Below are 24,938 nucleotides of genomic sequence, written 5' to 3'. Positions count from 1 at the left end.
CCGACTCATCAGGGTTGATGAGCGGCACCACAACAAAAATTGATGTCAGGCCAAGCTGAACATCATCAAGGATCCCGTCATGAATCAATCATTGCCGCTGTTGACGCCGCTGCGGGGCATCGCTGCCCTGATGGTGGTGCTGTTCCATGCCCGCTTGCTGCTCTTTCCCCAGTGGATGGAGTCGATCGCAGGCCACACCCAACTCATCGAGAACGGCTACCTCTGGGTCGATCTCTTCTTTATTTTGAGCGGGCTGGTGCTGGCCCACGTCTACGGGGAGGCCTTCGCCCGCACGCCCCGCACCATCGGTTATGGCCGCTTCCTCTGGCTGCGGCTGACCCGGGTGTATCCCCTCTACCTGGTGACCCTGCTGCTGCTGGTAGGCTGGGAGCTCTACAAGGCCCACCACGGGATTGGCTTCTACGCCGGCCCCCTGTTCAAGATGTGGGAGTGGGAAGGAATGCCTCCGTTCGGCTCACCCTTTACCCCCGCCGAGGCGCTGCCGAGCAGCCTGTTGCTGCTGCAGGTGGTGACCGATCACGGATTGACCTGGAACTTCGCCGCCTGGTCCCTCAGCGTGGAGTGGATGAGCTATCTGCTGTTTCCGCTGCTCATTCCGCTCGCCGTCACCCGCAGCCGCTGGAGCAACCTCGCCCCCTTGCTGGCCCTGACGGTGCTGGCCTTTATCGTGCACAGCCGGGGTACCCTGGATGTCACCAGCGGAGCGCTGGCCATCGGGCGCGGGGTGAGTGAATTCGTGCTCGGCCTCTGGCTGCTGCCGAGGGTCAAGGCTGCGAAAGGCATGCCCATGATGAATCGGGATCTGCCGCTCTTGGTCGCCTTTTTGCTGCCCTTCGCGCTGATGCAGTTCACCATGACGCTACCACTGACACTGCTGCTGATCGGCTCCTACGTGCTGCTGATCTGGATTGCCGCTGCCCAGGGTGATCGCCAAAGCCCGCGGCTGCACCTCCTGGACAACCGCTTCACCAACTGGCTGGGGGATCTCTCCTACTCCATCTACCTGCTCCACGCCCTGGTGTTGCTCACCGGCTGCGAGCTTGTCCACTCTCTGGCGCCGGGGCTCACCGCGTGGTGGTACGCCCAGACCAACCCCTTGCTGGGGGTGCTGGCCACCCTGTTGATGCTCGCCGTGCTGATCGGGCTCTCGGCGCTGAGCTACACCCTGCTGGAGCGGCCGCTGCAACGGCGACTGCGCCGGCTAGGCAAGGCTCCCCAACCAGTGATGGAGCAAGCTGGCTAGTTTCCGTCACCACATGCAGCCCCGATGCAAGACCAGCACGTCGTCGGGGCGGCTCAAAGTGAGACTAGCCTGAGCAAGGCGAAGGGTACGGATCTTTTTGAACCCGACAATCCCCTGCGCTTTGTGTGAATTCCAGTTCGAATCAAGAGGGCCGTCTGTGGCATAATGGCCCGTCCTGTGGTCCTCGGCGGGGCTTCGCCGGCGCATCCTTGCCCTCCTCCCGTCCTGCCAGGCAGCCTGACATCACTGTGTTCACAGGCCGCCAGGGCCACCCTATTTTTGCGCGCACATTTGACGGTGCCACAGCAGTTATTTGCACACGCAAGTCTGCCCACACAAGGGGAAAGCATGTCTTCCATTCGTCTGACCCAATACAGCCACGGCGCTGGCTGCGGTTGCAAAATCTCCCCCAAGGTGCTCGACACCATCTTGAAGAGCCAGATCCCGGGCTTTGACGACCCCACCCTGGTGGTCGGCAACAGCAGCAAAGATGACGCCGCCGTGGTGGACATCGGCAACGGCCAGGGCATCGTCTCCACCACCGACTTCTTCATGCCCATCGTCGACGATCCCTTCACCTTCGGTCGCATCGCCGCCACCAATGCCATCAGCGACATCTATGCCATGGGCGGCAAGCCCATCGTCGCCATCGCCATCCTCGGCTGGCCCATCAACACGCTGGCGCCGGAAGTGGCCCAGCAGGTGATCGACGGCGGCCGCCAGGTGTGTCACGAGGCGGGCATTTCTCTGGCAGGCGGTCACAGCATCGACGCCCCCGAGCCCATCTTCGGCCTCGCGGTGACCGGTATCGTGCCGCTCAATGCCATCAAGCAGAACGACACCGCCCAGGTGGGCGACACCCTCTATCTGACCAAGCCCCTTGGCATCGGTATCCTCACTACCGCCCAGAAGAAGGGCAAGCTCAAGCCCGAGCATGAGCAACTGGCCCCGGATGCCATGTGCACCCTCAACAAGATTGGCCAGCGCTTCGCCGCCTTACCCGGCGTGCACGCCATGACCGACGTGACCGGTTTTGGGCTGGCAGGCCACCTGCTGGAGATGTGCGAAGGTTCCGGCGTCAGTGCCCGTCTGGACTTCAAGGCGCTGCCGCTGCTGGACGAGGTGGATTACTACCTGAGTGAGGGCTGCGTACCGGGCGGTACCCTGCGCAACTTCGACTCCTATGGTGACAAGCTGGGCGCCATGGATGATCGCACCCGCAACATCCTGTGCGACCCGCAGACCAGCGGCGGCCTGCTGGTAGCCGTCGGTAAAGAAAGTGAAGCCGAGCTCCTTGCCATTGCCGCACAGGCAGGGCTGACCCTCTCTCCCATCGGCCAGTTGCAGGCCCGCACCGGCAACCAGTTCATCGAGGTTGTCCGATGAGTACCCTGCCACTGGCCACGGATTACGCCCGGATCTTTCTGGATGAGGTTCCACTCATCGATCTGCGCGCCCCCGTCGAGTTCAAGGAAGGGGCCTTTCCCACCGCCGTCAGCCTGCCGCTGATGACGGACGAGGAGCGTGCCCGGGTCGGTACCTGTTACAAGCAGGAGGGTCAGGCCGCAGCCATCGCCCTGGGCCATCTACTGGTGGGAGGCGCGGTGCGCGCCGCGCGCATGGAAAGCTGGCTGGCCAGGTTGCGCCAGCAACCCGACGCCCTGCTCTACTGTTTTCGCGGCGGCCTGCGCTCCCAGACAGTGCAGCAGTGGCTGGCCGAGGCCGGCGTCACCCGCCCCCGGGTCGCGGGCGGCTACAAGGCGCTGCGCCACTTTCTCATCGACACCCAGGCGAAGGCCAGTGCAGAGTGCGACTGGACCGTGCTGACCGGCATGACCGGCTCCGGCAAGACCCACATGCTGGCGCACATCACCCAAGCGGTGGATCTGGAAGGGCACGCCCGTCACAGGGGGTCGTCGTTTGGCCAACTGCCGGGTGGGCAACCCGGCAACATCGACTTCGAAAATCGGCTTGCCATCGAGCTGCTTCAGCGTCGCAACCGGGGAGAGTCACAGTTTGTCCTGGAAGACGAGAGCCGTCTCATCGGTCGCTGCGCCCTGCCACTCAACCTCTATGAGGCCATGTGCCGGGCTCCTCTGGTGGTGGTGGAGGTGCCGCAGGAGGCACGGGCCGAGCAGATCCGCACCGATTACGTGCAGGATCTCTGGCTGCGCTATCTGGAGTTCCATGGGCCAGATGCAGGCTGGCCGCTGTTTGCCGGCTACCTCACCGACGCCATGGCCAGGCTCAAGCGCCGACTCGGTGACAAGGATTATCGCGAACTCGATGGGCTGTTGCAGGCCGCCCTCAGGGAACAGGCCCAGAGCGGGGACACCCGCGCCCATCTGGTCTGGATCAGGCTGCTGCTGACTCGCTACTATGACCCCATGTACCGCTATCAGCTGGACAACAAGCGCGAGCGGATCCTGTTTCGTGGTGACAAGGAGGCCTGCCTCGCCTTCTTCGCCAAATGCTCCCCCCTTCAGACCCCTCAGGAGAGTCCCACATGTTGAAGTTCGAGGTGATCCCGGTCACCCAGTTCGCCCAGAATTGTTCTCTTATCTGGTGTGACGAGACCCGCCAGGCTGCCCTCGTCGATCCCGGCGGCGAGGCGGACAAGCTGCTGGCCGCCATTGCCAAACGGGGGCTGACCCTCACCCATATCCTGCTGACTCACGGCCATCTGGATCACGTGGGCGCCGCCACCGAGCTGCGCGAGAGAACCGGTGTCGCCATTACCGGCCCCCACAAGGAGGATGCCTTCTGGCTCGATATCCTGCCCCAGCAGAGCCAGATGTTCGGCTTCTCCCACACACCGGCCTTTACACCAGATAGCTGGCTCGAACAGGGTGACAAGGTACAGGTTGGCAAATGCGAGCTGGAGGTCTACTTCTGCCCAGGCCACACTCCGGGTCACATCGTGCTGCTCTGCCAGTCAGAACGCCTCGCCTGGGTGGGGGATGTGCTCTTTGCCGGCAGCATAGGCCGCACCGATTTCCCGCGCGGGGATCACGGGACGCTGATCAAGTCGATCACCGAGACCCTGCTGCCGCTCGGGGATGAGATCGTCTTTATTCCGGGCCATGGCCCGAGCTCCACCTTTGGTCACGAACGGGCCAGCAATCCCTATCTGACCCAGCCCATCTGGTAATCCCCCCGCTCCTCGCGGGCATCCCATTGCGCCTTGAGGCGCAAGATCTCCGGCATGATCTCGAGAAAACGGGAGAGCAGCCGGGGATCGAAGTGCTGGCCGGAGCCATCGCGCATGGTAGCCAGCACCCGGTCCAGGGGCCAGGGCTCTTTGTAGGGGCGACGCACGCTCAGGGCGTCAAAGACGTCGGCGATGGCCACGATCCGCGACGCCTCGGGGATCCCCTCGCCGGTCTCGCCGGCGGGATAGCCGGAGCCGTCCCATTTCTCGTGGTGGTGCAGGGCAATCTCCGCCGCCATGCGAAAGATGGGGGCATCGGACCGCCTCAATATCTCGTAACCGATGCGCGGGTGACTTCGCATGATGATCCACTCCTCCTCAGTGAGGGGGCCGGGCTTCTTGAGGATGTGGTCAGGGATACCAATCTTGCCCATGTCGTGCATGGGGGCCGCCAGCTCCAGCAGCTCCGACTGCTCCGGGCTCCAGCCCGCCGCATCAGCCAGGGCCCGGGCGTAAGCGGCCATGCGCCAGATATGCACCCCGGTATCGGTGTCGTTGTAGTGGCCCGCCTCGCTCAGCATGACGATGGCAGTGCGATAGCTGCACTCGAGCTGATCGAGGCGCACCAGGGAGAGATGATTGCGCACCCGGGCACGCACCGTGCTCGGACAGACCGGCTTGTAGATATAATCCACTCCGCCCGCCTCGAACCCCTGGCTCTCGCTGTCTGCGTTGTCGCTCGCGGTGATAAAGAGCACCGGGATCCCGGCGTGAGCCGGATCAGCCTTGAGCCGGCGGCACACTTCGTAACCATCCATGTCGGGCATGCGCACGTCCAGCAGGATAAGTGCCGGCTCGTGACGCCCCACGGCGGCCAACCCCTCCTCTCCCCCTTTGGCAAAGAAGAGGTTGTACTCCTCTTTGAGGATTTGCCGCAGCAACCCGAGGTTGCTCGGCTCGTCGTCGATGATCAACACGCGCGGTCGACTCATGGCGCAGGTTCCTCCCGATCCTCCAGATAATCCTCCAGCTTGCGGGTGGCGAACGGGATATCGAACAGCTCCAGGGCTGCACTTATTTCGCTCACCAGCTCGCAAGGCAAGTGACTCCTTGCCTGGCTCAGCGCCGGCTCAATCAGATCCAGATCCTCGCTCACCAGGGCCTGATGCAGGGCGTGCAGGCAGACCTCCCGCGCCTCCTCCTGGGCCAGCGGGGAGCTGACCGCGCCCGGCTCACGCCCGGCATAGGTATCAATGGAGTGTTGTGCCCGCTCCAGGGCCTCGAGGAAAGGCGCGATAAGCTGGCTGGTGTCGCCACCCTGCTCGATGGCCTCGTTCAATTCGGCACTGATACGCGCCACATCGGTGAGTGACAGGCTGCCCGCCACCCCCTTGAGCTTGTGGGTCAGGCTCGCGGCCGCATCGGTCTCGTGCTGGGCGATGTAACCCGGCAACACGGTACCGACCGTCATGTAGTCATCGCGAAAACGCCGCAGGTATTTGAGGTAGACCGAGGCTTCACCCCAGTTGCGCAGTCCGGTATCGATATCGATGCCGGCCACCGGCTCGTGGGGGAGTCGCTCGTCGTTCACGGTGAGCGGCAGGACTACGTCCGGCAGATAACGCAGCAAGGTCGCGATGAGCTGCTCCACATCGAGCGGCTTGGCGATGAAGTCGTTCATGCCAGAGGCCAGCGCCGCCTCCCGCTGATCCTTGAATACCCCTGCGGTGAGTGCCAGCACGGGAGTCTCCTCCCGCCCCGGCAGCAGGCGCAGGCGACGGGTCGCCTCGTAGCCATCCATCACCGGCATCTGCACATCCATGAGCACCAGATCGATGCGCCGTGCCGGATCTGCCAGGCAGGCCAGGGCTCGCTCCCCATCGATGGCGGTCAACACCTCGGCCCCCTCCCGTTGCAACAAGCGGGTCGCCACCTCCAGGTTGATGTCGCTGTCATCCACCAGCAGTATGTGCACGCCCGGCAGGCGCAGACGGCGCTGGCCACTCTCAAGGGGCTCCACATGCTCGCGCTTCTCGTGGATGAGACGCGCCACCGCGTTGTAGAGACTGGAGCCGGTGACCGGTTTGTGCAGCACCAGATCCACCTGATCAGAGCCGGGGCGGTGCATCAGTTCATCCTGGGAATAGGCGGTCGCCATGATGATGATGGGTGAACGCTCCTGCTGCTCGAAGGCGCGGCGAATGGCCAGGCAGGTCTCGAGCCCGTCCATGCCCGGCATGATCCAGTCGAGCAGGATCACGTCGAAACGCTCCCCCTGGCGCAGCAGATGGTGCAGCGCCTGCTCACCGGACTCCACCACCCGCGACTGCCATCCGAGGGAACCCACCGTCATCGACAGGGCGTCGCGGGTCACCTGATTGTCGTCGGCGATGAGCAGCGAGATGTGCTGCAGGCGCTCGTTCAAGGCCTCGGGCCGCTCCACCTGCTCCAGCCGGACGCGGAACCAGAATTCGCTCCCCTTGCCAAGCTCGCTGGTGACGCCGATATCCCCCCCCATCAGATTCACCAGGCGGCGACTGATGGTCAGACCAAGCCCGGTGCCCCCGAAGCGGCGACTGGTGGAGGAGTCTGCCTGGGAGAAGGCATTGAAAATGTTGGCCTGCTGCTCGGGGGGAATGCCGATCCCGGTGTCGCGCACCCGAAACAGCAAGGTGGCCATGCCGTCTTGCTCTGATTCCAGCACAACCTTGACCTCCACCTCGCCGCGTTCGGTAAACTTGATGGCATTGCCGGTCAGGTTGAGCAGCACCTGCTCGAGGCGCAGGGCGTCCCCAATCAGATGGGAAACCGGCTCGGGGGCACTGCTCACCACCAGTTCGAGGTGCTTCTGGCCAACGCAGGTGGACATGATGGCCGCCACGTGATCGAGCACCTCTTCGAGACTGAATGGCACCCGTTCAAGTTCGAGTCGACCCGACTCAATCTTGGAGAAATCAAGGATGTCGTTGATGATCCCGAGCAGCGCCTGCCCGGCCTGGTGGATTTTGCGCACCAGGGCATGTTGACCATCGTCGAGCCCTCCCTGTTCGAGCAGGTAGGTCAGCCCCATGATGGCGTTCATGGGGGTGCGGATCTCGTGGCTCATGTTGGCGATGAAATCACCTTTGACCTGTGCCAACCTGGCCGCTTCCTGCTGGGCCAGTTGCTCCTTGTGCCTGCTGCGCACCAGTGCAGCCACACCGGCACCAAACAACAGCAGCAGCACGGCGCTGGCGGCCAAGATGATCCCCCAGATATGAGTGCGAATGGCCTGCAGCTCGCTGTGCGGCACCAGGGACGCGGCTTTCCAGATCAGCTGATCATGATTCTGTGCCGGGTACAGGGTGGTCCAGCTCCAGAGTCCGTCGGCAGACTCCATCTGGCCGTTTGATGCGTCCCAGAACGCCTGCCAGGCCTGGGGAGAAGTCTGCTTCAGAGTCAGATCCGGGCGCTCGAGCATGAAGCCCCACTCCCGGGATGGGTCCGGGCTGCGCAGCCAGTAACCGTCCTGGTTGAACAGCATGATGTGATCGGCTGCCTTGCCGCGGTTGTCGGCAAACTCCTTGAGCATACGGGCAGCCTGGACGTTGATTAGCAGCAGACCAAGATCACGCCCCCCAAGGCGCAGACGCTTGGCAATGCGGATCATGGGGTTGAAGGGGCGATCGATCACCCCGTGTTCAACGTTGAGATCGAGCGGCGAGACGTAGACCCGCTCCCAGGGCAGCGCCATGGCATCGCGAAAGTAGTAACGCTCCCCCTTGTTCTGCAACTGGTCGTCCGCTACACGCCACAAACGCCGACCCTGACGATCGATGCGCACCCGCTCCATGCCATCCGGGGCAAGCCAACGCACCTGGGCATAGTCGGGATTGCGGTTCAGCAGGATGGTGAACTGGACGGCCAGGGTGTCACGGTCATTGCGAGCCGCCGCTTCAAGCAGGATGGGTTCTTCCGACATGCTGCGCACATGGCGCAGCGGCACCGCCAGCTCGCCGTCAAGGCGGCCGCTGGCAAGCGCCAGGAAGGTGCTTTCATCGCTGCGAACGCGATAGAGCTCGCGCTCGATCAGTGCATTGCCCAGCAGATAGCCACCCGCCAGGACCAGCAGCAGAATAGGTGAAAACAGCAGGATATATGTCCGTACGATTCCTTTCATAACGGTCAACATCGCCCCGAAAAATGGACTTACCCGAGTACTTTTTGAACATCAGAGCACCACAACACGTGTCCTGCTGTCAATCATGCCTACAAGTAAAGACCAATAGTGCTGTTTGAGTATTTTATTTTCCCGGAAAAAATGCTGTAAAAACAAAGAGGCCACCCGATTGGGTGGCCTCTTCACAGGAAAGTTCGTTGTCGATTAGACGCGAACGAAATCCAGGTGAACCAGCTTGTAGCGAACCGGGTGACGCTGGATAGCCTTCACGTTCACTTTGACTTCTTCACCGTTGATGACCAGGGTCAGCTCGGAGGAGTAGAACTCCGGCTTCTCTTGGGCCAGGATCAGCTTTTTGTGGTCCAGGGTAACGGACACGGCTTCTTTGCCTGCACCGTAAACGATGGCAGGAACCAGGTCAGCATGACGCAGGCGGCGGCTCGCACCTTTCCCCAGGTCAGAACGGACTTCAGCTTGGAATACGAAAGACATAGTGATTATCTCTTTTAAGATGAATGTATGGTGTTGACTGCGACCGGTCAGCACCTCGCAAAACGAGCGCGAATACTAGCACGGGCCCGGAGGGGATACAAGGAAAGAACCCGCGGCACTCCTCTCTAGGCAAAAAGGCACTCCACCACGCCTCTCGCCATCCCCTAACGCCCCTGCTCCAGACGAGCAAACTGTTGCTGTCGCTGGGCCGGGCTCAGGGCATCGAATTGCGCCAGGGTCTGCGCTGTGGGGCAATAGAGGCGCTGCCCGGCCTGCACCTGGATCCCTTTGGCCATCCTGTCACGATTTTCCTGCACCAGCGCCAGCAGATAACTGTAAGTATCCGAGCCGCCGGCCTCCTTTGACTGAAGCTGGCTTGCAATGCGCCACAGGGTTTCTCCCGCCGCCACCTGATGACAAACCCGCGATGCCTCCCCTGCCGCCGTGGCGGAAAGAGTCAGGGTCGCCTGCTCAGGGGCAGAATCTGCGGTGGCCATGGGCTGTGCATCTCCCTGCCTTGCCAAGGCCTGTGTGGGGACCTGCCTCCCAAGCCGTGCGAGCAAGGGCTCCCCCAGAGGCATCCGCATCTTCCTCTCCCGGGGCAGGGAGAACTCGGCGACAAAGGCGACAGCGCCCGGGACTTCGAACGAGGGGGCCGAGGAGGCGGCTTGCTGTACTGATTGGTGGGGCGCCATGCCATAGGCCATCTCATCGATGCGCTTTAGCCTGGCCAGGTAAGCCTTGGAGAGCTGGGCCTCCCCTTCGAACAGATCGAAGGGGGGCACCAGCCGGGCAGGAAAGAGGATCTGCCAGCGGCCATTCTTCTTTCTCTGTTCAAGTGGGGGAAACTGATTGCCCCGCCAGGCCGCAAAAATGGGCGGCACGGGGCGCAGCACCGGATAGAACTCCGGGTTGAGCTGCACCCAGGTTTGTTCCGCAATGGGTTGATACCCGCTGATGTTGACCAGTGCCACCCCCAACCAGATCCCCAGCATATGACGGCCTCCCTTCCCTTTGGCGTCCCGTTGCTTTCACACTATGGCTCAGAAAACAGATAGATAGCAGCTTAGCACTGGGCAATGGCACTCTGCACCCGTTTATCCGAGATAGGGTATGGCGTCCCCAGTTGCTGGGCGAAGAAGGAGACTCGCAGCTCCTCGATCATCCAGCGGATATTGGTCACCTCGGCCGGGATCAGCTGGGATTTGGGGATCTTGGCGAGCAGTGCCTTGTACTCCGACTCCACGCTGTGCACCTTGAGCATGTAGACCCGATCCCGGTTGGGATCGATGGCGAGCTTCTCGAGCCGCCGCTCGATGGCCCGCAGGTAGCGCAGCAAGTCAGGCAGCCGCTGCCAGCCGGTCTCGGTGACAAAGCCCTTGTGAATGAGGTTACCCAACTGCTGCTGGATGTCCGACATGGCAAAGGCGGTGTCGAGCTGCATCTTGCCCTTGAGCCGTTTCTTGATCTCATGGGAGAGGGTCAGCACGGCTTCCACCTGCTTGGCCACCTCCACTACCGCATCGTTGAGCTCGGCGCGAACAAACTCCTTGAGCGCCTCGAAACCGGCCTCGTCCCACGCCAGCCCGCCATGCTGCTCAATCAGCTTGTCACAGCCGCAGGCGATGCAGTCGTCAATCAGCTCCGCCACCTTGCCAAACGGGTTGAAATAGAGCCCGAGCTTGGCCTTGTTGGGCAGCTTCTCCTGCAGATACTTGATGGGAGATGGCACGTTGAGCAGTACCAGCCGGCGTTGGCCTGCCCACATCAGCTGCTGCTGCACCACCGGGCTCTCCACCAGCTGAATGGCGACCGAATCCTTCTGATCCACCAACGCCGGATAGGCTTTCACTTCGAACCCGCCGCGCTTCTGGCTGTACTCCTGGGGCAACTCGCCAAAGCTCCACAGAGTGAGGCCGGACTGCTCGATATCATCGTCCGCCACTTGTGACAGGGTCTCCTGTACCTTGCCACGCAGGGACTCTTTCAATGCCTCCAGATCTTTGCCTTCCGCCACCTTCTTGTGCTTGTCGTCCACCACCCGGAAGGTGAGTTTCAGGTGATCGGGCACCGCAGCCCAATCCCAGGATTCTCGGGGCACGATCACGCCGGTCATGCGGCGCAGTTGGCGCTCCATTTCGTCCAACAGCGGCCCCTGCTCGGGATTGAGGGTGGCAAGCAGCGCATCGGCATAGTTCGGCGCCGGCACGAAATTCTTGCGCATCGGCTTGGGCATCGACTTGATGAGGGCCACCAACAGCTCGTGACGCAGCCCCGGGATCAGCCACTCGAACCCCTTCACCTCCACCTGATTCAGGAGCGGCAACGGAATATGCAGGGTCACACCGTCCGCAGCCTCCCCCGGCTCGAACTGATAGGTCAGCTTGAGCTTGAGGCGCCCCTGCTGCCAGAAGTTGGGGTAGTCGAGATCGCTGATGTGGGCCGCATCCCCCTTCATCAACATCTCTTTTTCGAAGTTGAGCAGCTCGGGATCCTGCTTTTGCGCCTCTTTCCACCACTTGTCGAAGTGACGGGCGGAAATCACATCTTCCGGCAAACGGGCATCGTAGAAGCGGAACAAGTCCTCGTCATCCACCAGGATGTCGCGACGCCGCGACTTGTGCTCCAGCGCCTCTACCTCGGCCAGGAGCTTGCGGTTATCGCTGAAGAAGCGGTGGCGGGTCTCGAAATCCCCCTCCACCAGGGCGCGGCGGATAAACAGCTCGCGGCACAGCGCCGGATCGATGTGGCTGAAGTTGATGATGCGCTCGTTGACCAGAGTCAGGCCATAAAGCGTCACCTTCTCCTTGGCCATCACGGCGCCATTTTTCTTCGACCAGTGGGGGTCGCTGTGGTGCAGCTTGATGAGGTGCCCCGCCAGCGGCTCCACCCACTCGGGTTCAATCTTGGCGTTGATGCGGGCGTAGAGGCGCGAGGTCTCCACCAATTCTGCGGCCATCACCCACTTGGGCGGTTTCTTGAACAGACCCGAGGCCGGGAAGAGGTGGAAACGGCCATTGCGGGCCCCAAGGAACTCGGGCTTCTCCAGATCCTTGTTGCCGATATGGCTCAAAAGACCGGTCAAGAGCGCGCAGTGCACCGTCTTGAAATCTGCCGGTTCCTGGTTGGCTTTAAAACCAAGCTCCTTGACCGTCTGACGCAGCTGGAAGTGAATGTCCTGCCACTCGCGCACCCGCAGGTAGGAGAGAAACTCCTTCTGGCACATGCGGCGGAATGGATTGCTGCCAAGGCTATCCTGCTGCTCTTTCAGGTAATTCCACAGGTTAACAAAAGCGAGGAAGTCGGACTCCTTGTCCTCAAAACGTCTGTGCTGCTCGTCGGCGGCCTGCTTCTTCTCCATGGGCCGCTCGCGGGGATCCTGAATGCTGAGGGCGGCAGTGATCACCATCACCTCGCTCAGGCAGCCGGTCTGCGCCGCGCTGATCACCATCTTCGCCAGACGCGGATCAAGGGGGATGCGCGAGAGCTGGCGACCGATCTCTGTCAGCTGCAGTTTGGCTTCGCGATCGCCGGTGGCGGGCAGCTCGCGCACCGCCTCCAGCTCTTTCAAGAGGGTCAGACCGTCCTTGATATGGCGCGATTCGGGTGGCTCGACGAAGGGGAATGCCTCCATATTGCCAAGGCCGAGCGCCAGCATCTGCAGGATGACGGAGGCCAGATTGGTGCGCAGGATCTCGGGGTCGGTGAAGGCCGGACGGCCGTTGAAATCCTCCTCCGAGTAGAGGCGGATACAGATACCATCCGCCACCCGGCCGCAACGCCCTTTACGCTGGTTGGCGCTGGCCTGGGAGACCGGCTCGATGGGCAGGCGCTGCACCTTGGTACGCCAGGAGTAGCGGCTGATACGGGCGGTGCCCGGATCGATGACGTATCGAATGCCCGGCACCGTCAGCGAGGTCTCCGCCACGTTGGTGGCGAGCACGATGCGCCGCCCAGCATGTTGCTGGAACACCTTGTTCTGTTCGGCGTTGGAGAGGCGGGCGTAGAGCGGCAGCACCTCGGTATCGCGCAGGTTGAGTTTGCGCAGGGCATCGGCGGTATCGCGGATCTCCCGCTCGCCGTTCATGAAGATGAGGATGTCCCCGAGCCCTTCGCGGGCCAGCTCTTCCACCGCATCGAAGATCCCCTGCAGCTCGTCGCGCTCCTCCAGCCCTTCGCTCTTGTCACTGCTTTTTTTATCAACAAACAGTGGGCGGTAACGCACCTCCACCGGATAGGTGCGACCTGACACCTCGATCACCGGCGCTTTGTTGAAATGACGGGAGAAACGTTGCGGGTCGATAGTGGCCGAGGTGATGATCACCTTGAGATCGGGGCGCTTTGGCAGCAGCTGTTTGAGATAACCCAGAATGAAGTCGATGTTGAGGCTGCGCTCGTGGGCCTCATCGATGATGATGGTGTCGTACTGGGTGAGCATCCGGTCGCTCTGGATCTCCGCCAGCAGGATACCGTCGGTCATCAGCTTGATGTGGGTCTGCTCACTCACCTGATCGGTAAAGCGCACCTTGTAACCCACGTAGTGGCCAAGCTCGGACTCCATCTCCTCGGCAATACGGGCTGCCACGGTACGGGCCGCCAGACGGCGTGGCTGGGTGTGGCCGATGAAGCCCTTGACCCCACGCCCGAGCGCCAGACAGATCTTGGGGATCTGGGTGGTTTTGCCCGAACCGGTTTCGCCGGCGATGATCACCACTTGATGCTCTTCAATGGCTTTGGCGATCTCCCCTTGCTTCTGGCTGACTGGCAGATTGTCCGGATAGGTGACCTTGGGCACGCCCGCCAGACGGGACTGATAGCGCGCCTGTGCCACATCCAGGTCAGCGGCGATGGTCTCGAGCACGGCAGCCTGCTTGGCTTCCGGCAGCTTCTTGACCCCGTGCAGTCGACTGGAAAGACGGCGGGCGTCGAGATTCATGCAGGCGGTAAGACGGCGGCGCAGCGCCTCGATAGAGAGAGACAAGGTACGAATTCCTTAAAAGAGTGCCCATCAAGGGCCATATCGATAGCTGGGGGAGATCCTAAAGAGCGAGGCTGGGCGGTGCAAGCCTTAAAGCGCCGCGCCAGCACATCAAGCCGGAGGCGTCATGACCGTCACGGATGAAAAGAGCAGGCCGGAGCCTGCTCTTTGAAAACAACCAGACAACACCGCTCAGACTCTGGCCTGATGCACGAAACAGGTGCCAAGCTGGGCGTGGATGGCCTGCATCACATTGTGGCGGTTGATGACCCCGAGCAGACGCCCCTCCTCCACCACAGGATAGATCTTGGGCTTTTGACCCATCATCATCTCCGCCAGATCCAGGATGCTGGTGTCGGGGCCGACTGCCAGCACCTCCTTGCGCATCACATCCCTGACCTGGGCCACCTGTTCACAGTGGTAGGCCTCTTTCAACATGACGGCGATGCAATCCTGCTCGGAGACCCAGCCAATCAGATGTCCCTGGCTGTCCACTACGGGGCCGCCCAACTGATGACTGTTGAGAAATTTTTCCACCGCCGCCTGTACCATCATCTCTGCGCTGAAGGTGATGGGCTTGGTCTGCATGTAGTCCTTTGCCTTGAGTGATTCCATGACGCTTTCCCCCAACGAGCCTCCCGAGGGGAGGCAAGAGCCGGGCACTATGTCCGGCTCACTCCAAGCATAGTCCGCATGGATCAGGAGATGGATTGCAGCAAGAGCAAGAGCTCGTTCTGGCTGTGGCAGTCGGTCTTCTTGAACACCCCTTTCAGGGTGGAGCGCACGGTTTCCACCTTGACACCGCGCAGCTCCGCGATGTCGTTGCTGCTGTAACCCTTGCTCATCAGCACCAGCAGCTCCTTCTCGCCAATGGTGAGGGGATAGAGGCTGGCCAGCGCTTCGATGTCGGGATTGAAGGCGTGCTCGGGGTCACGCAGCACCACTTCCACATAGCGTTCAAAGCGGCTGAGTCCGCTCATCAGGGTGCATTGGACCAGCAGCGGGCGCAGGTTAGGCTGACGGGGAATGGACATATAGGCGCTGGCGCCGGGCAGCAAATAGGCAAAGCCATTGAGGATCTCCTTGAGCTGACGTTGCTGCTCCTTATTCTGCAAAGAGAAAATGCCATTGATGGCCCGCAATTCCACATTTTCATCGGCGATACGGTTGAAGGCCACATTGGAATAATGAATATGCCCCTTGTCGTCTATGATGGCGCTGGGCTTATTATGGTTTTTCACCAGCTGTTGCAACTGATAGTTCTGGGTTTCCAGGGCCAGCAAGTTCCAATAATGGTGGCTCCAGGCCGCCAGTCCGGAATAGATTTCCGAGAGCGAGGTGAGGTCGCGACTGCTGAAATCATCTTGCGCTGCACCACGGTAACTGCACAGGCTGCTCAGCCCACGCCCTTTGACCTGGCAGACGCCGCCGGCGGCGAATTGGGCGCCGAAACTTGCCAGCAGGCCCACCGAGCTTGAAATGCTGTTGGCGCTGACGATCCCCTTGCACCCTTTATCCAGATAATGGTTGAACCACACATCCTGGCGATGATGTTGCAGGTAAAACTGCTGCTGGGCCTCGGTCAGACCGCTGGAAAAAAGCTTTATTCCGTCGCTCTTGTCATCATCCCGCAATAAAAACAGGGATGAACTGCAGGAAACGTCGGCACGAAATTGGTCCACGACGAGCTTAATGTCAGAATCATTAATACCGCACTCGTATAACTGGCTGATATAGGGCGATATCCTTTCTTTCTCTAATGCCTTCACACCCGAACTCCTAATTCTTATTTTTATTGAAGAGGCATCTTACTCTGCAATGTGATAGTCGAAAAGTAGTCAAATGAACAAAGGGTTTATGATTTATTCATAAATAGTCATGAATATAGGCTCATGAATGAATATGACCAGAAAGGGTAAATAGCCGCTCATGTTTTTCCTGGCGCTGGTCGCTTACCTTCCTGTTTTGCCTCTTGATGCCTCACCACCCACTCGCCATCCCGGCCCCTCTTTCCCCCCGAGATCACGCTTTTCAGTCTTGGGGTCATCTGCATCCACACCGATTCACATGTTGCATTTTGGTGACTTTGGTGTTTCCATTTTGAGCGCCGGACGATATTGTATATACATATTATCCCCTCAACGGAATTGAACCATGCGGATCACAAGGAGAGAAAATGGAACCTGAACACACGCTCACTGCACCGGCAGGATCAGGGGCCGGCATCAAGCTGCTGCTGGCCAGCCTGCTTGGCATCGCCATCTTTTTCGTGCCCTTCGAGCTTGGCGGGCGCAGCACCATAGTGGTGGATCACCTGGCCGGCTTTCTGATTGCCCAGCGCCCCCTTGCCCTGACCCTCATTCTCTTGCTCATCGCCTATGGCGCCATCACCCCCTTGCTGGATGGCCGCTGGCGCGCCCGTCCCATCGACAGGGTATTGAGCCTGTTCAAGCTGCTCGGGCTGGCCCTGGCCATTTTGTATGTCACAGACTGGGGCCCTGCCTGGTTGATGACCCCGGATCGCCTCCCCTTCCTGTTCGATAAACTGGCCATGTCTGTGGGTCTCATCGTGCCTATCGGCGCCATGGCCCTGACCTTCCTGCTCGGTTTCGGCCTGCTGGAATTCATCGGGGTACTGATGCAACCTGTGATGCGCCCCCTGTGGCGCACGCCGGGTCACTCCGCCATCGATGCCGTCGCCTCTTTCGTCGGCAGCTACTCGGTGGGCCTGCTCATCACCAACCGGGTCTTCCTCGCGGGCAAGTATACGGTGCGAGAAGCCGTCATCATCGCCACCGGCTTCTCCACCGTCTCGGCCGCCTTCATGATCATCGTGGCCAAGACCCTCAACCTGATGGGACACTGGAACTTCTACTTCTGGTCCACCCTGGTGATCACTTTCGTCATCACCGCCATCCTGGCGCGCGTTCCTCCCATCAGTCGCCTGGCTCACCATGGGGAGACCGACGAGCCGCTACCGGCTGGCATGAGCCGCTGGCAGGCGGCCCTCACCTGCGGCCTGACCCAGTCCCACCAGGCAGATCCCCTGCTGCGGCAATTGAAGGACAACCTCAGGGACGGTCTTCACATGGCCGCTGCCGTGGTGCCCACCATACTGTCCGTCGGTCTGCTGGGCCTGCTGCTGGCAAAGCACACTCCCCTGTTCGATCTGCTGGGCTGGCTGCTTTGGCCACTGACCTGGCTGCTGGATCTCGGCGAACCGCTCGCCACCGCCAAGGCCCTCTCCGCCGGTCTCGCCGAGATGTTCCTGCCCGCCATCCTGCTCAAGGATGCCGACCCGCTGGTGCGCTATGTCGCGGCCGTGGTTTCGGTCAGCTCGGTGCTCTTCTTCTCTGCCTCCATCCCCTGCATCCTGGCCACCCGGATCCCGGTGAGCGTGGGACAGCTGGTGGTGATCTGGCTGCTGCGCACCCTGCTTGGCATCCTGCTGGCCGCCTTGTGCGGCAGGCTGGCGCTGGCCCTCGGCTGGCTCGGTTGACCAGGGCTCATAAAAAAACAAAGCGCCATCAGGCGCTTTGTTTTTATCGGGATTGTCTCAGGGGGCGATGACGGCGAACCGGCCGCTGTTGAAATCATCTATCGCCTGATGGATCTCTGCCTCGCTGTTCATGACAAAGGGGCCATAACCCACGATGGGTTCATCGATGGGCTCGCCACTCAACAGCAACAAGCTGGCCTCGCCTTCCGCCTCCAACATGAACTCCTCACCGTTGGGATCGAGCAGCACCAGTTGTGCTTCGCCCGCGCGCTCCTGACCGTTGATAATGAGAGAGCCCTTGAGCACCACCAAGGCGCTGTTCCATCCCGCTACCGCCGGCAGCACCACGCTGGCCCCGCCCTTGAGCCGCAGATCCCAGATGTTCATGGGCGAGAAGGTGCGGGCAGGCCCCTCTACCTCGCCTTGTTGCAACCCGGCATCGTTCCCGGCGATGATGCGCACCCGCACGTCGCCCTCCTTGAGGCTCAGTTGCGGGATGGTGTCGCTGGTGATGCCCTGATAACCGGGCGTCGACATCTTGTGTTTGGCGGGCAGGTTGACCCACAGCTGCACCATGTCGAGGGTGCCACCACGACGGGTAAACCCCTGGGAGTGGAATTCGTCGTGCATGATGCCGGCGGCGGCCGTCATCCACTGCACGTCTCCCGGACCGATGATCCCCCCCTGGCCGGTCGAGTCGCGATGGGCGACCTCCCCTTCATAGACGATGGTGACCGTCTCGAAGCCACGGTGCGGGTGCTCTCCCACTCCCCTGGCATGATCGGCGGGCTCGAAATGTGCCGGGCCAGCCCTGTCCAGCAGCAGGAAGGGGCTCAAGGCGCGGCCATGGGTCTGATACGAGAACAGCGAGCGAACCGGGAATCCGTCGCCGACCCAGTGTTGTCGAGGGGCGCTGTAAATACCGATGACTCTTTTCATGATGCTCTCCTGGGTGATCGTCACGGGATGTGCCGTTGCTCGCATTGTGAGTCTGGAACGCTGCGTCCGGTAGACGTAAAATTTGCCATCAGCGTCCTATTTTGTGAACGATAACCCCATGCAACAGGATCTCAACGACCTCTATTTCTATGTCCAGGTGGTGGATCACGGGGGCTTTGCCCAGGCCGGCAGGGCCCTCGGCATGCCCAAATCGCGACTCAGCCGCCGCATCGCCATGCTGGAAGAGCGACTCGGAGTGCGCCTTATCCAGCGTTCCACCCGCAGCTTCACCGTCACCGAACTCGGGCAGGCTTATTACACCCGTTGCCGGGCCATGCTGGTGGAAGCAGATGCGGCGCAGGATCTCATCGCCGCGACCCAGAGCGAGCCTTGCGGTCTGGTTCGCATCGCCTGCCCCATCGATCTGCTGCACGCCCACGTAGGGAGGATGCTGGTCTCCTTCGCCCTGGCCCATCCCAGCGTCAAGGTGCAGCTCGTCGGGGTCAACCGGGCGGTGGATTTGGTCGCGGAGGGGTTGGACATGGCGCTCAGGGTGCGACCACTGCCCCTGGAGGACAGCGATCTCGCCATGCGGGTGCTGGGTTATGCGACCCAGTGTCTGGTGGCAAGTCCGGCCCTTGTCGCGTCACTCGGCATGCCCCGGGCCCCCGCAGATCTGCTGTCATGGCCGAGCCTCGGTCACGGCGCCAGCCTGGAAGGCCATCACTGGACCCTGTTGGGCCCCGATGGTGCCCGAGTCAAACAGCACCACAGCCCCCGCTTTGCCACCACCGACATGCAGACATTGCGTCAGGGGGCGATCGACGGGCTCGGGGTCGTGCAACTGCCCACCATGATGATGAATGAGCCCCTGGCCGATGGCCGGCTGGTGCGTCTGCTCCCCGACTGGGCACCGCGCCAGGAGGTGATCCACGCGGTCTTCCCCTCACGCCGCGGTCTGCTGCCTGCCATCCGCGCCCTCATCGATCATCTGGTCGAGGGCTTCTCCCACCAGGGGCAGGCAAGTACGCCGCCCCCGCCATGATCTGTGCATGGCCGTTCCCGGGTGTGCTGACATGCAAAAGGCCAGAGCTTGGCTCTGGCCTTTTCATTTTCCTCTTCACAGAGGAGGAGAAACGGATACGGGCAGTATCCTCAGAAGGGCATTTTGAAGCCCGGGGGCAATTGCATACCGCCGGTCAGCTCGCCCATCTTGCTCTTGTTCTGCTCTTCCACCCGGCGCACGGCGTCGTTGACGGCGGCGGCGACCAGATCTTCCAGCATCTCCTTGTCATCTTCCATCAGGCTGGGATCGATCTCGATACGACGCACGCTGTGGCTGCCGGCCATGGTGACCTTGACCATGCCGGCGCCGGCTTCGCCGACGACTTCCATCTGGGCCAGCTGCTCTTGCATCTTCTGCATGCGCTCTTGCATCTGTTGGGCCTGTTTCATCAGGTTACCCATTCCACCTTTACCAAACATAGATCGTCTCTCGTCTTGAAATCCGGCATCCAGCGCCGGGCTGTGGGTTCATCTGCCCTAAGTGGGGGCAGCCAAAGGTCTTTTCAACCGGGGACAAACCCCGGCACGGTTTTTTCACCGCAATTCAGCGACTCAGTGGTTCGATGCTCTCGGGATGGAGCACGGCGCCGAAACGCTGCTGCAAGAATTGTACGTTGGGATCCGCCGCCAGATCCCGGCTCACCTGTTCACGCACCCCGAGATAGAGACGGTGCTCTATCTCGAGCGGCGTCTCCCGCGCGGGATCCGAGCCCAGGGTCACATCGATGTGAACCGGGCCGCCCAGCTCGGGACTGATGATCTCGGCCAGATCGGCGCGGGCCTTGTCGCTCACCAGATGGCGCTGCTCGGGTTTGAGCAGCAGGGAGACCCGATTGCCTTCCCGGGTCATCACCGCGTTGATGGCCAGTTGACGCAGCCGACCACCCACCCCGGTGCGGGCGATGAGCTCGGCCCAGGCGTCCCCGCAATTGACCAGCAAGGACGAGGGGATCAGACGGGCGACCTCCCCCTCCTCCTCGGGCTGGGCGTCGCTCTCCAGCGCATCCCAGTCGATAGTCTCCATCAACGCAATGGCGGGCTGAGGCTCGCTGGCGGCCACTGGAGGCGCGGCAGACACCATAGCGGCAACCGCAGGTGCCGCCGCATCAGCGCTGCCGACGTCAGCGCCCAGATCCCAGGGCGGCAGATCCTCCTGCGAAGGAGATGCCATGGTGGCGGGAGCTGGCTGGGCGGAAGTCACTGCCCGCGTGGGCAACGGGGCACTGGCAAACCCCTCGTCAAACCCCTGATTCAGATACTCTTCGTAGTCACTGGCCCCCTCTTCATAGGCATCGAGAGGAGGCAGGTCGTCATACCCCGTTTGCATGGCAGATCCCTGCCCCGGCATCTCGGGCCGCGCCGCTGGTTGCACCTCGGCCTGGGGCGAAGTCGCGACGGCAGGCATCGGGGCCGGTTTGGTCGCGGCCACCGGTTTGACGGGAGTGACCCGGGCAGGCGCGGCGTTTGCACTCTGCTCGCCACGCAGGCGGCTTCGCAGCAGATTGCGCTTGCCAAGCAGGCTCTGCATGCTGGAGGTCGAAGAGATGGCGACGTCTTCATCTTGGACCTCAACCTGCTGCGTCTGCCCGGCGTCATCCGCCGCAAACGGCCCAGAGGCAGGCTCTGCAGGCGGACTGGCGGGCACCACGGCCTCGTAACCCATCCGTTCGGCCTCGCGCAGCAGCTCATCCTGCTCGGCAAAGAGCGGATCCAGCACTGCGCCCTCCTCCGCCTTGGGTGCGGGGGCGACGTGCTCGGCCTCAAGGACCGATGATGGCGCGGCGGGAGCCTGTGGTGCTGCGCTGGCAGCCGGGGCCGGCTCAGCCCCCTGGGGCTTTCCCGGCAGGAGCGGCGCGTTTTCCCTCGCAGCCGCCATCACGCCGGAGTGCCCTGTCATGAGAGGCTGGGCCGCCAGGTTGGCGGGATGGACCACCTCGCGCCGGGGAGAGAAGGCCAGCATCCGCAGACAGGTCATCTCCAGTGCGGTGCGTCCGTCAGGGGCCCAGGGCAGATCCTTGCGCCCCCCCAGCACGATTTGATAGCAAAGCTGCACCTCTTCCGGGCTCATGGCTCCGGCGAGCTGCAGCAAGGCATCGGCATCCGCCCCCTGCTCCTGCACGCTCGCAGGCAGCAGTTGCGCCATGGCCACCCGGTGGAGCAAGGCTTCCAGCTCGGCGTGAAGCTGGTCGAAATCCGGCCCCAGGGTAGCAATCTCGGTGATCTTGGCCATGGTGGCCGGGGCATCCTGGCGCAGCACCGCCTCCAGCAACTGGTGCAGGTGGTGATGATCGAGGGTCCCCAGCATGGCGAGCACGCTCTCCAGGCGCACGCTGCCGTTGCCGTGGGCCAGCGCCTGATCGGTGAGGCTCAGGGCATCGCGCATGCTGCCGTCAGCCGCCTTGGCCAGGGCCAGCAGGGCGCGAGGCTCGAAGGGTTGTCCCTCCTGATCCAGCACCCATTCGAGCTGCCTGGCAATCTGGGTCTGATCCAGACTCTTGAGATGAAACTGCAGGCAGCGCGACAGTATGGTGATGGGGAGCTTCTGCGGATCCGTGGTGGCCAGCAGGAATTTCACATAGGGCGGCGGCTCTTCTAGGGTTTTGAGCAGCGCATTGAAGCTGTGGCGCGACAACATGTGCACTTCATCGATGAGGTACACCTTGAAACGACCACGGGCCGGACGGTACTGCACGTTGTCGAGCAGCTCTCGGGTGTCTTCCACCTTGGTGCGGGACGCCGCATCGATTTCCAGCAGATCGACGAAATTACCCTGATCGATCTCGCGGCAGGTATCGCACACACCGCACGGATGGCTGCTGATCCCCTGCTCGCAGTTGAGGCTCTTGGCCAGAATGCGGGCGATGGTGGTTTTGCCCACGCCGCGAGTCCCGCTCAGCAGGTAGGCGTGATGAAGCCGCCCCTGATCCAGGGCATTGGTCAGGGCAGTCAGCACATGTTGCTGGCCGACCACTTGTTCAAACGTATGGGGGCGCCATTTGCGCGCCAAAACCTGATAGCTCATAGATCTCGATGCTGGGAAACGAGGCATTGAGGCTGGATGCTAACACAAATGGAGGGCTGGCTGTATGGGGGATGCGCCGCCTTGGGAGGGATCGCTTGAATTTCAAACCGGTGCCCGTTCAGGCACCGGTTTGCGGCAGAAAGCAGGGTGACGAGGCCTGCCGCGCGAAGGGGCGATTTACGCCCCCGCGAGTTCCACCAGAGAGACCACCTTGACGCCGGCGGCGGTCAGGCGGGCATCACCGCCCAGGGACGGCAGGGAGATGATGAAAGCGGCATCCGCTACCTCACCGCCGGCGCGGCGGATGAGCTTGACGGTGGCATCGACGGTGCCGCCGGTGGCCAGCAGATCGTCCACCACCAGCACCTTGTCACCGGGCACGATGGCATCGGTGTGCAGTTGCAGAGTGTCGGTGCCGTACTCCAGGGCGTAGGACTCCTCGATGACGGCGCGGGGCAGCTTGCCCGGCTTGCGCACCGGCACGAACCCCAGCCCCATGGCGTAGGCAACCGGGGCGCCGAAGATGAAGCCACGGGCCTCGGTGCCGACAATCTTGGTGATGCCTTGATCACGGTAATGATCGGCCAGCAGATCGATGGTGGCCTTGAAGGCCTCGGCATTCTCGATCAGGCTGGTGATGTCGCGAAACAGAATGCCCGGCTTCGGATAGTCGGGAATGGTCTTGATGCTCGCTTCGATAAACTTCAGGGTTTCCGGATTCATTATTTGACCGCTTATTTTTTGAGCCCTGCCATGGCGGCGCACGGGGTCTCCGCCTGGGGGCAATAAAAAGGCCCGTCACGCAAAAATGACGAGCCAACTCCATAGCATTATTGCCGCGATAGCTTAGGGATTTCACTTCTTCATTGCAACCGGCTCCAGCACCGGCAGACGCATCAACCAGGTGAGCAGGATCACCATTATGACAACCAGCAGCCACCTCACCCAGGGCAACGGCACCACCAGCAGCGATACCGAGAACGAGATCAGGATGAAGATGATGGCGCGGCGTCTGGCGTGGCGGCGAATGCCGCGATACTGCTGCCAGTCGAGGATGGGGGGGCCAAACCAGGGATGCGCCAGCAACCAGCCATGAAAGCGGGGGGAGGAGCGCGCAAACAGCGCCGCCGCCAGCAACATGAAGGGGGTTGTCGGCAGCAGGGGCAGGACTATCCCGACTATCCCGGTGGCGAAGGCAAGCCAGCCCAGGGCCATCAGACACCAGCGTTTCATGGGTACTCCTCTAGTGTTTCTCTGCCTTTAGCCTAACAGAGTTGGCCCGGAAGCTGACAGCCTGGCCCAGTCTGCGGCCGTCGATGGGGGCCATCGAGTGGGCAGACGGCTGACAATCCTGGCCATTGCCACTACAATCTGCGCTCTTTTTTCTCCCCTTGTCTTCGGAAGCAGCTATGCGCGTTATTTTGGCCCCCATGCAGGGGGTGCTGGATCACCTGATGCGGGAGGTCCTCACCTCCGTCAATGATTACGACCTTTGCGTCAGTGAATTCATCCGGGTGGTCGATCAACTGCTGCCCGCCAAGGTCTTCCATCGCCTCTGCCCCGAGCTGAAACAGGATGGCAAGACCCGTGCAGGGACCCCGGTACGGGTGCAACTGCTGGGACAGCATCCGGAGTGGCTGGCAGAAAATGCCATCCGGGCCATCGAGCTCGGCTCTCCCGGGGTCGATCTCAACTTCGGCTGCCCTGCCCCCACGGTCAACAAGAGCAAGGGGGGCGCCGTGCTGCTCAAGGAGCCCGAGACCGTCTATCGCATCGTCAAGGCGGTGCGGGAGGCCGTGCCTGCCCACCTGCCGGTGAGCGCCAAGATCCGCCTGGGATACGATGACAAGGATCTCTATCTGGACAACGCCCAAGCCGTCTATCAGGGGGGCGCCAACGAGCTGGCGGTGCATGCCCGCACCAAGCGCGAAGGCTACAAGGCGCCGGCCCACTGGGAGTACGTGGACGCCATCCGCCGCGCCCTGCCCATCCCCGTCACCGCCAACGGCGAGATCTGGAACCATGCCGATGCCCTGACTTGTGCCCGGGTGTCCGGTTGCGATGCCCTCATGGTTGGCCGGGGCGCCATCTCCCTGCCCAACCTGGCCAACGTGATGAAGACGGGGTGTGCCCACATGAGCTGGGCCGAGGTACTGCAACTGATGGTGACCTACACCGAGCAGGATCTGGCGAGCGACAAGGCCGACTACTACCCGAGTCGCATCAAGCAGTGGTTCTCCTACATAGTGCGGGAATACCCCCAGGCCGACGAGCTGTTTCGTCGCATCCGCACCATCAAGACCGCAGAGGAGATCCGCACCGCCCTCGAGCGCGAGTGCGCCTCACAGGCCTAGACTTGGCCGCCGCCC

General features: G+C 61.9%; 19 protein-coding genes. 7 read left to right on the top strand and 12 right to left on the bottom strand.

Annotated elements, in window-relative coordinates:
- Positions 1 to 79: 79 nt before the first annotated feature.
- The 4 genes from AB7E19_RS05595 to AB7E19_RS05580 all read left to right on the top strand — a co-directional run bounded on the left by AB7E19_RS05595 (position 80) and on the right by AB7E19_RS05580 (position 4,415).
- Entirely contained in the window at positions 80 to 1,264 is a 1,185-nt protein-coding gene (locus tag AB7E19_RS05595; RefSeq protein ID WP_427934713.1) for an acyltransferase family protein, read from the top strand.
- 348 nt (positions 1,265 to 1,612) lie between these two features.
- The gene (gene selD / locus AB7E19_RS05590; RefSeq protein WP_323951770.1) at positions 1,613 to 2,650 is read left to right on the top strand and encodes a selenide, water dikinase SelD; all 1,038 of its coding nucleotides are present in this window, start codon (positions 1,613 to 1,615) and stop codon (positions 2,648 to 2,650) included.
- Positions 2,647 to 3,777, top strand: coding sequence for a tRNA 2-selenouridine(34) synthase MnmH (gene mnmH, locus AB7E19_RS05585; RefSeq protein WP_201888725.1), 1,131 nt, complete (start codon positions 2,647 to 2,649; stop codon positions 3,775 to 3,777). Before selD ends, mnmH begins: the two co-directional genes overlap by 4 nt.
- A complete protein-coding gene (locus AB7E19_RS05580) occupies positions 3,771 to 4,415 on the top strand; it encodes an MBL fold metallo-hydrolase (RefSeq protein WP_336582097.1) in 645 nt (214 codons plus the stop codon). The genes mnmH and AB7E19_RS05580 overlap by 7 nt, the downstream gene beginning before the upstream one ends.
- Here the strand turns inward: AB7E19_RS05580 and AB7E19_RS05575 are convergent.
- The 7 genes from AB7E19_RS05575 to AB7E19_RS05545 form a co-directional block, all read right to left on the bottom strand.
- Positions 4,391 to 5,407: an HD domain-containing phosphohydrolase gene (locus AB7E19_RS05575; RefSeq protein WP_261999737.1), complete on the bottom strand. Its 1,017-nt coding sequence runs from the start codon at positions 5,405 to 5,407 to the stop codon at positions 4,391 to 4,393. The two genes, AB7E19_RS05580 and AB7E19_RS05575, sit on opposite strands and share 25 nt — an antisense overlap.
- A complete protein-coding gene (locus AB7E19_RS05570; protein WP_408810830.1) occupies positions 5,404 to 8,574 on the bottom strand; it encodes a hybrid sensor histidine kinase/response regulator in 3,171 nt (1,056 codons plus the stop codon). Before AB7E19_RS05570 ends, AB7E19_RS05575 begins: the two co-directional genes overlap by 4 nt.
- A 204-nt stretch (positions 8,575 to 8,778) precedes the next feature.
- On the bottom strand, positions 8,779 to 9,066 hold the full coding sequence (rplY, locus tag AB7E19_RS05565) for a 50S ribosomal protein L25 (RefSeq protein ID WP_010674717.1): 288 nt from the start codon (positions 9,064 to 9,066) through the stop codon (positions 8,779 to 8,781).
- A gap of 164 nt (positions 9,067 to 9,230) precedes the next feature.
- Positions 9,231 to 10,061 carry a hypothetical protein gene (locus tag AB7E19_RS05560; RefSeq protein WP_427934712.1) on the bottom strand — a complete coding sequence of 277 codons (831 nt, stop codon included), beginning with the start codon at positions 10,059 to 10,061 and terminating at the stop codon, positions 9,231 to 9,233.
- 71 nt (positions 10,062 to 10,132) lie between these two features.
- Positions 10,133 to 14,047, bottom strand: coding sequence for an ATP-dependent RNA helicase HrpA (gene hrpA / locus AB7E19_RS05555; protein WP_427934711.1), 3,915 nt, complete (start codon positions 14,045 to 14,047; stop codon positions 10,133 to 10,135).
- 189 nt (positions 14,048 to 14,236) lie between these two features.
- Positions 14,237 to 14,659, bottom strand: a complete 423-nt coding sequence (locus tag AB7E19_RS05550) for a CBS domain-containing protein (RefSeq protein ID WP_010674714.1) — start codon at positions 14,657 to 14,659, stop codon at positions 14,237 to 14,239.
- Positions 14,660 to 14,742: 83 nt separating this feature from the next.
- A complete protein-coding gene (locus AB7E19_RS05545) occupies positions 14,743 to 15,813 on the bottom strand; it encodes a helix-turn-helix transcriptional regulator (protein WP_041215183.1) in 1,071 nt (356 codons plus the stop codon).
- A gap of 407 nt (positions 15,814 to 16,220) precedes the next feature.
- Here AB7E19_RS05545 and AB7E19_RS05540 point away from each other — a divergent pair, with 407 nt between their 5' ends.
- A complete protein-coding gene (locus AB7E19_RS05540; RefSeq protein WP_427934710.1) occupies positions 16,221 to 17,543 on the top strand; it encodes a YjiH family protein in 1,323 nt (440 codons plus the stop codon).
- A gap of 57 nt (positions 17,544 to 17,600) precedes the next feature.
- Here the strand turns inward: AB7E19_RS05540 and AB7E19_RS05535 are convergent, their stop codons facing one another.
- The gene (locus tag AB7E19_RS05535) at positions 17,601 to 18,482 is read right to left on the bottom strand and encodes a pirin family protein (RefSeq protein WP_043152681.1); all 882 of its coding nucleotides are present in this window, start codon (positions 18,480 to 18,482) and stop codon (positions 17,601 to 17,603) included.
- Between the two features lie 118 nt (positions 18,483 to 18,600).
- On the opposite strand from AB7E19_RS05535, the gene AB7E19_RS05530 reads away from it, so the two are divergent.
- Positions 18,601 to 19,527 (top strand): LysR family transcriptional regulator, encoded by a 927-nt coding sequence (locus tag AB7E19_RS05530; RefSeq protein WP_322131206.1) that lies wholly within the window; start codon positions 18,601 to 18,603, stop codon positions 19,525 to 19,527.
- Positions 19,528 to 19,637: 110 nt separating this feature from the next.
- Here the strand turns inward: AB7E19_RS05530 and AB7E19_RS05525 are convergent, their stop codons facing one another.
- The 4 genes from AB7E19_RS05525 to AB7E19_RS05510 all read right to left on the bottom strand — a co-directional run bounded on the left by AB7E19_RS05525 (position 19,638) and on the right by AB7E19_RS05510 (position 23,802).
- Positions 19,638 to 19,967, bottom strand: coding sequence for a YbaB/EbfC family nucleoid-associated protein (locus tag AB7E19_RS05525; RefSeq protein WP_011706069.1), 330 nt, complete (start codon positions 19,965 to 19,967; stop codon positions 19,638 to 19,640).
- Between the two features lie 124 nt (positions 19,968 to 20,091).
- Positions 20,092 to 22,569, bottom strand: coding sequence for a DNA polymerase III subunit gamma/tau (dnaX, locus tag AB7E19_RS05520; protein ID WP_322131205.1), 2,478 nt, complete (start codon positions 22,567 to 22,569; stop codon positions 20,092 to 20,094).
- Positions 22,570 to 22,746: 177 nt separating this feature from the next.
- Positions 22,747 to 23,292 carry an adenine phosphoribosyltransferase gene (gene apt / locus AB7E19_RS05515; protein WP_010674707.1) on the bottom strand — a complete coding sequence of 182 codons (546 nt, stop codon included), beginning with the start codon at positions 23,290 to 23,292 and terminating at the stop codon, positions 22,747 to 22,749.
- Positions 23,293 to 23,424: 132 nt separating this feature from the next.
- The gene (locus AB7E19_RS05510) at positions 23,425 to 23,802 is read right to left on the bottom strand and encodes a YbaN family protein (RefSeq protein ID WP_039039141.1); all 378 of its coding nucleotides are present in this window, start codon (positions 23,800 to 23,802) and stop codon (positions 23,425 to 23,427) included.
- A 176-nt stretch (positions 23,803 to 23,978) separates the two neighbouring features.
- Between AB7E19_RS05510 and dusC the strand changes: the two genes are divergently transcribed.
- Complete coding sequence (dusC, locus tag AB7E19_RS05505; protein ID WP_103243143.1) at positions 23,979 to 24,923, top strand: tRNA dihydrouridine(16) synthase DusC; 945 nt, start codon at positions 23,979 to 23,981, stop codon at positions 24,921 to 24,923.
- Positions 24,924 to 24,938 lie beyond the last annotated feature (15 nt).

Source organism: Aeromonas sp. (assembly GCF_050252055.1).
GTDB classification, from domain to species: domain Bacteria; phylum Pseudomonadota; class Gammaproteobacteria; order Enterobacterales; family Aeromonadaceae; genus Aeromonas; species Aeromonas caviae.
Note: the sequence above shows the minus strand (reverse complement) of the source record. Positions and strands in the feature narration are given on the sequence as shown.

Excerpts from the sequence above, each read along its gene's own strand:
- AB7E19_RS05595 (WP_427934713.1), top strand. The coding sequence starts at position 80 with ATGAATCAATCATTGCCGCTGTTGACGCCGCTGCGGGGCATCGCTGCC.
- selD (WP_323951770.1), top strand. The coding sequence starts at position 1,613 with ATGTCTTCCATTCGTCTGACCCAATACAGCCACGGCGCTGGCTGCGGT.
- mnmH (WP_201888725.1), top strand. The coding sequence starts at position 2,647 with ATGAGTACCCTGCCACTGGCCACGGATTACGCCCGGATCTTTCTGGAT.
- AB7E19_RS05580 (WP_336582097.1), top strand. The coding sequence starts at position 3,771 with ATGTTGAAGTTCGAGGTGATCCCGGTCACCCAGTTCGCCCAGAATTGT.
- AB7E19_RS05575 (WP_261999737.1), bottom strand. The coding sequence starts at position 5,407 with ATGAGTCGACCGCGCGTGTTGATCATCGACGACGAGCCGAGCAACCTC.
- AB7E19_RS05570 (WP_408810830.1), bottom strand. The coding sequence starts at position 8,574 with ATGAAAGGAATCGTACGGACATATATCCTGCTGTTTTCACCTATTCTG.
- rplY (WP_010674717.1), bottom strand. The coding sequence starts at position 9,066 with ATGTCTTTCGTATTCCAAGCTGAAGTCCGTTCTGACCTGGGGAAAGGT.
- AB7E19_RS05560 (WP_427934712.1), bottom strand. The coding sequence starts at position 10,061 with ATGCTGGGGATCTGGTTGGGGGTGGCACTGGTCAACATCAGCGGGTAT.
- AB7E19_RS05550 (WP_010674714.1), bottom strand. The coding sequence starts at position 14,659 with ATGGAATCACTCAAGGCAAAGGACTACATGCAGACCAAGCCCATCACC.
- AB7E19_RS05540 (WP_427934710.1), top strand. The coding sequence starts at position 16,221 with ATGGAACCTGAACACACGCTCACTGCACCGGCAGGATCAGGGGCCGGC.
- AB7E19_RS05535 (WP_043152681.1), bottom strand. The coding sequence starts at position 18,482 with ATGAAAAGAGTCATCGGTATTTACAGCGCCCCTCGACAACACTGGGTC.
- AB7E19_RS05530 (WP_322131206.1), top strand. The coding sequence starts at position 18,601 with ATGCAACAGGATCTCAACGACCTCTATTTCTATGTCCAGGTGGTGGAT.
- AB7E19_RS05525 (WP_011706069.1), bottom strand. The coding sequence starts at position 19,967 with ATGTTTGGTAAAGGTGGAATGGGTAACCTGATGAAACAGGCCCAACAG.
- dnaX (WP_322131205.1), bottom strand. The coding sequence starts at position 22,569 with ATGAGCTATCAGGTTTTGGCGCGCAAATGGCGCCCCCATACGTTTGAA.
- apt (WP_010674707.1), bottom strand. The coding sequence starts at position 23,292 with ATGAATCCGGAAACCCTGAAGTTTATCGAAGCGAGCATCAAGACCATT.
- AB7E19_RS05510 (WP_039039141.1), bottom strand. The coding sequence starts at position 23,802 with ATGAAACGCTGGTGTCTGATGGCCCTGGGCTGGCTTGCCTTCGCCACC.
- dusC (WP_103243143.1), top strand. The coding sequence starts at position 23,979 with ATGCGCGTTATTTTGGCCCCCATGCAGGGGGTGCTGGATCACCTGATG.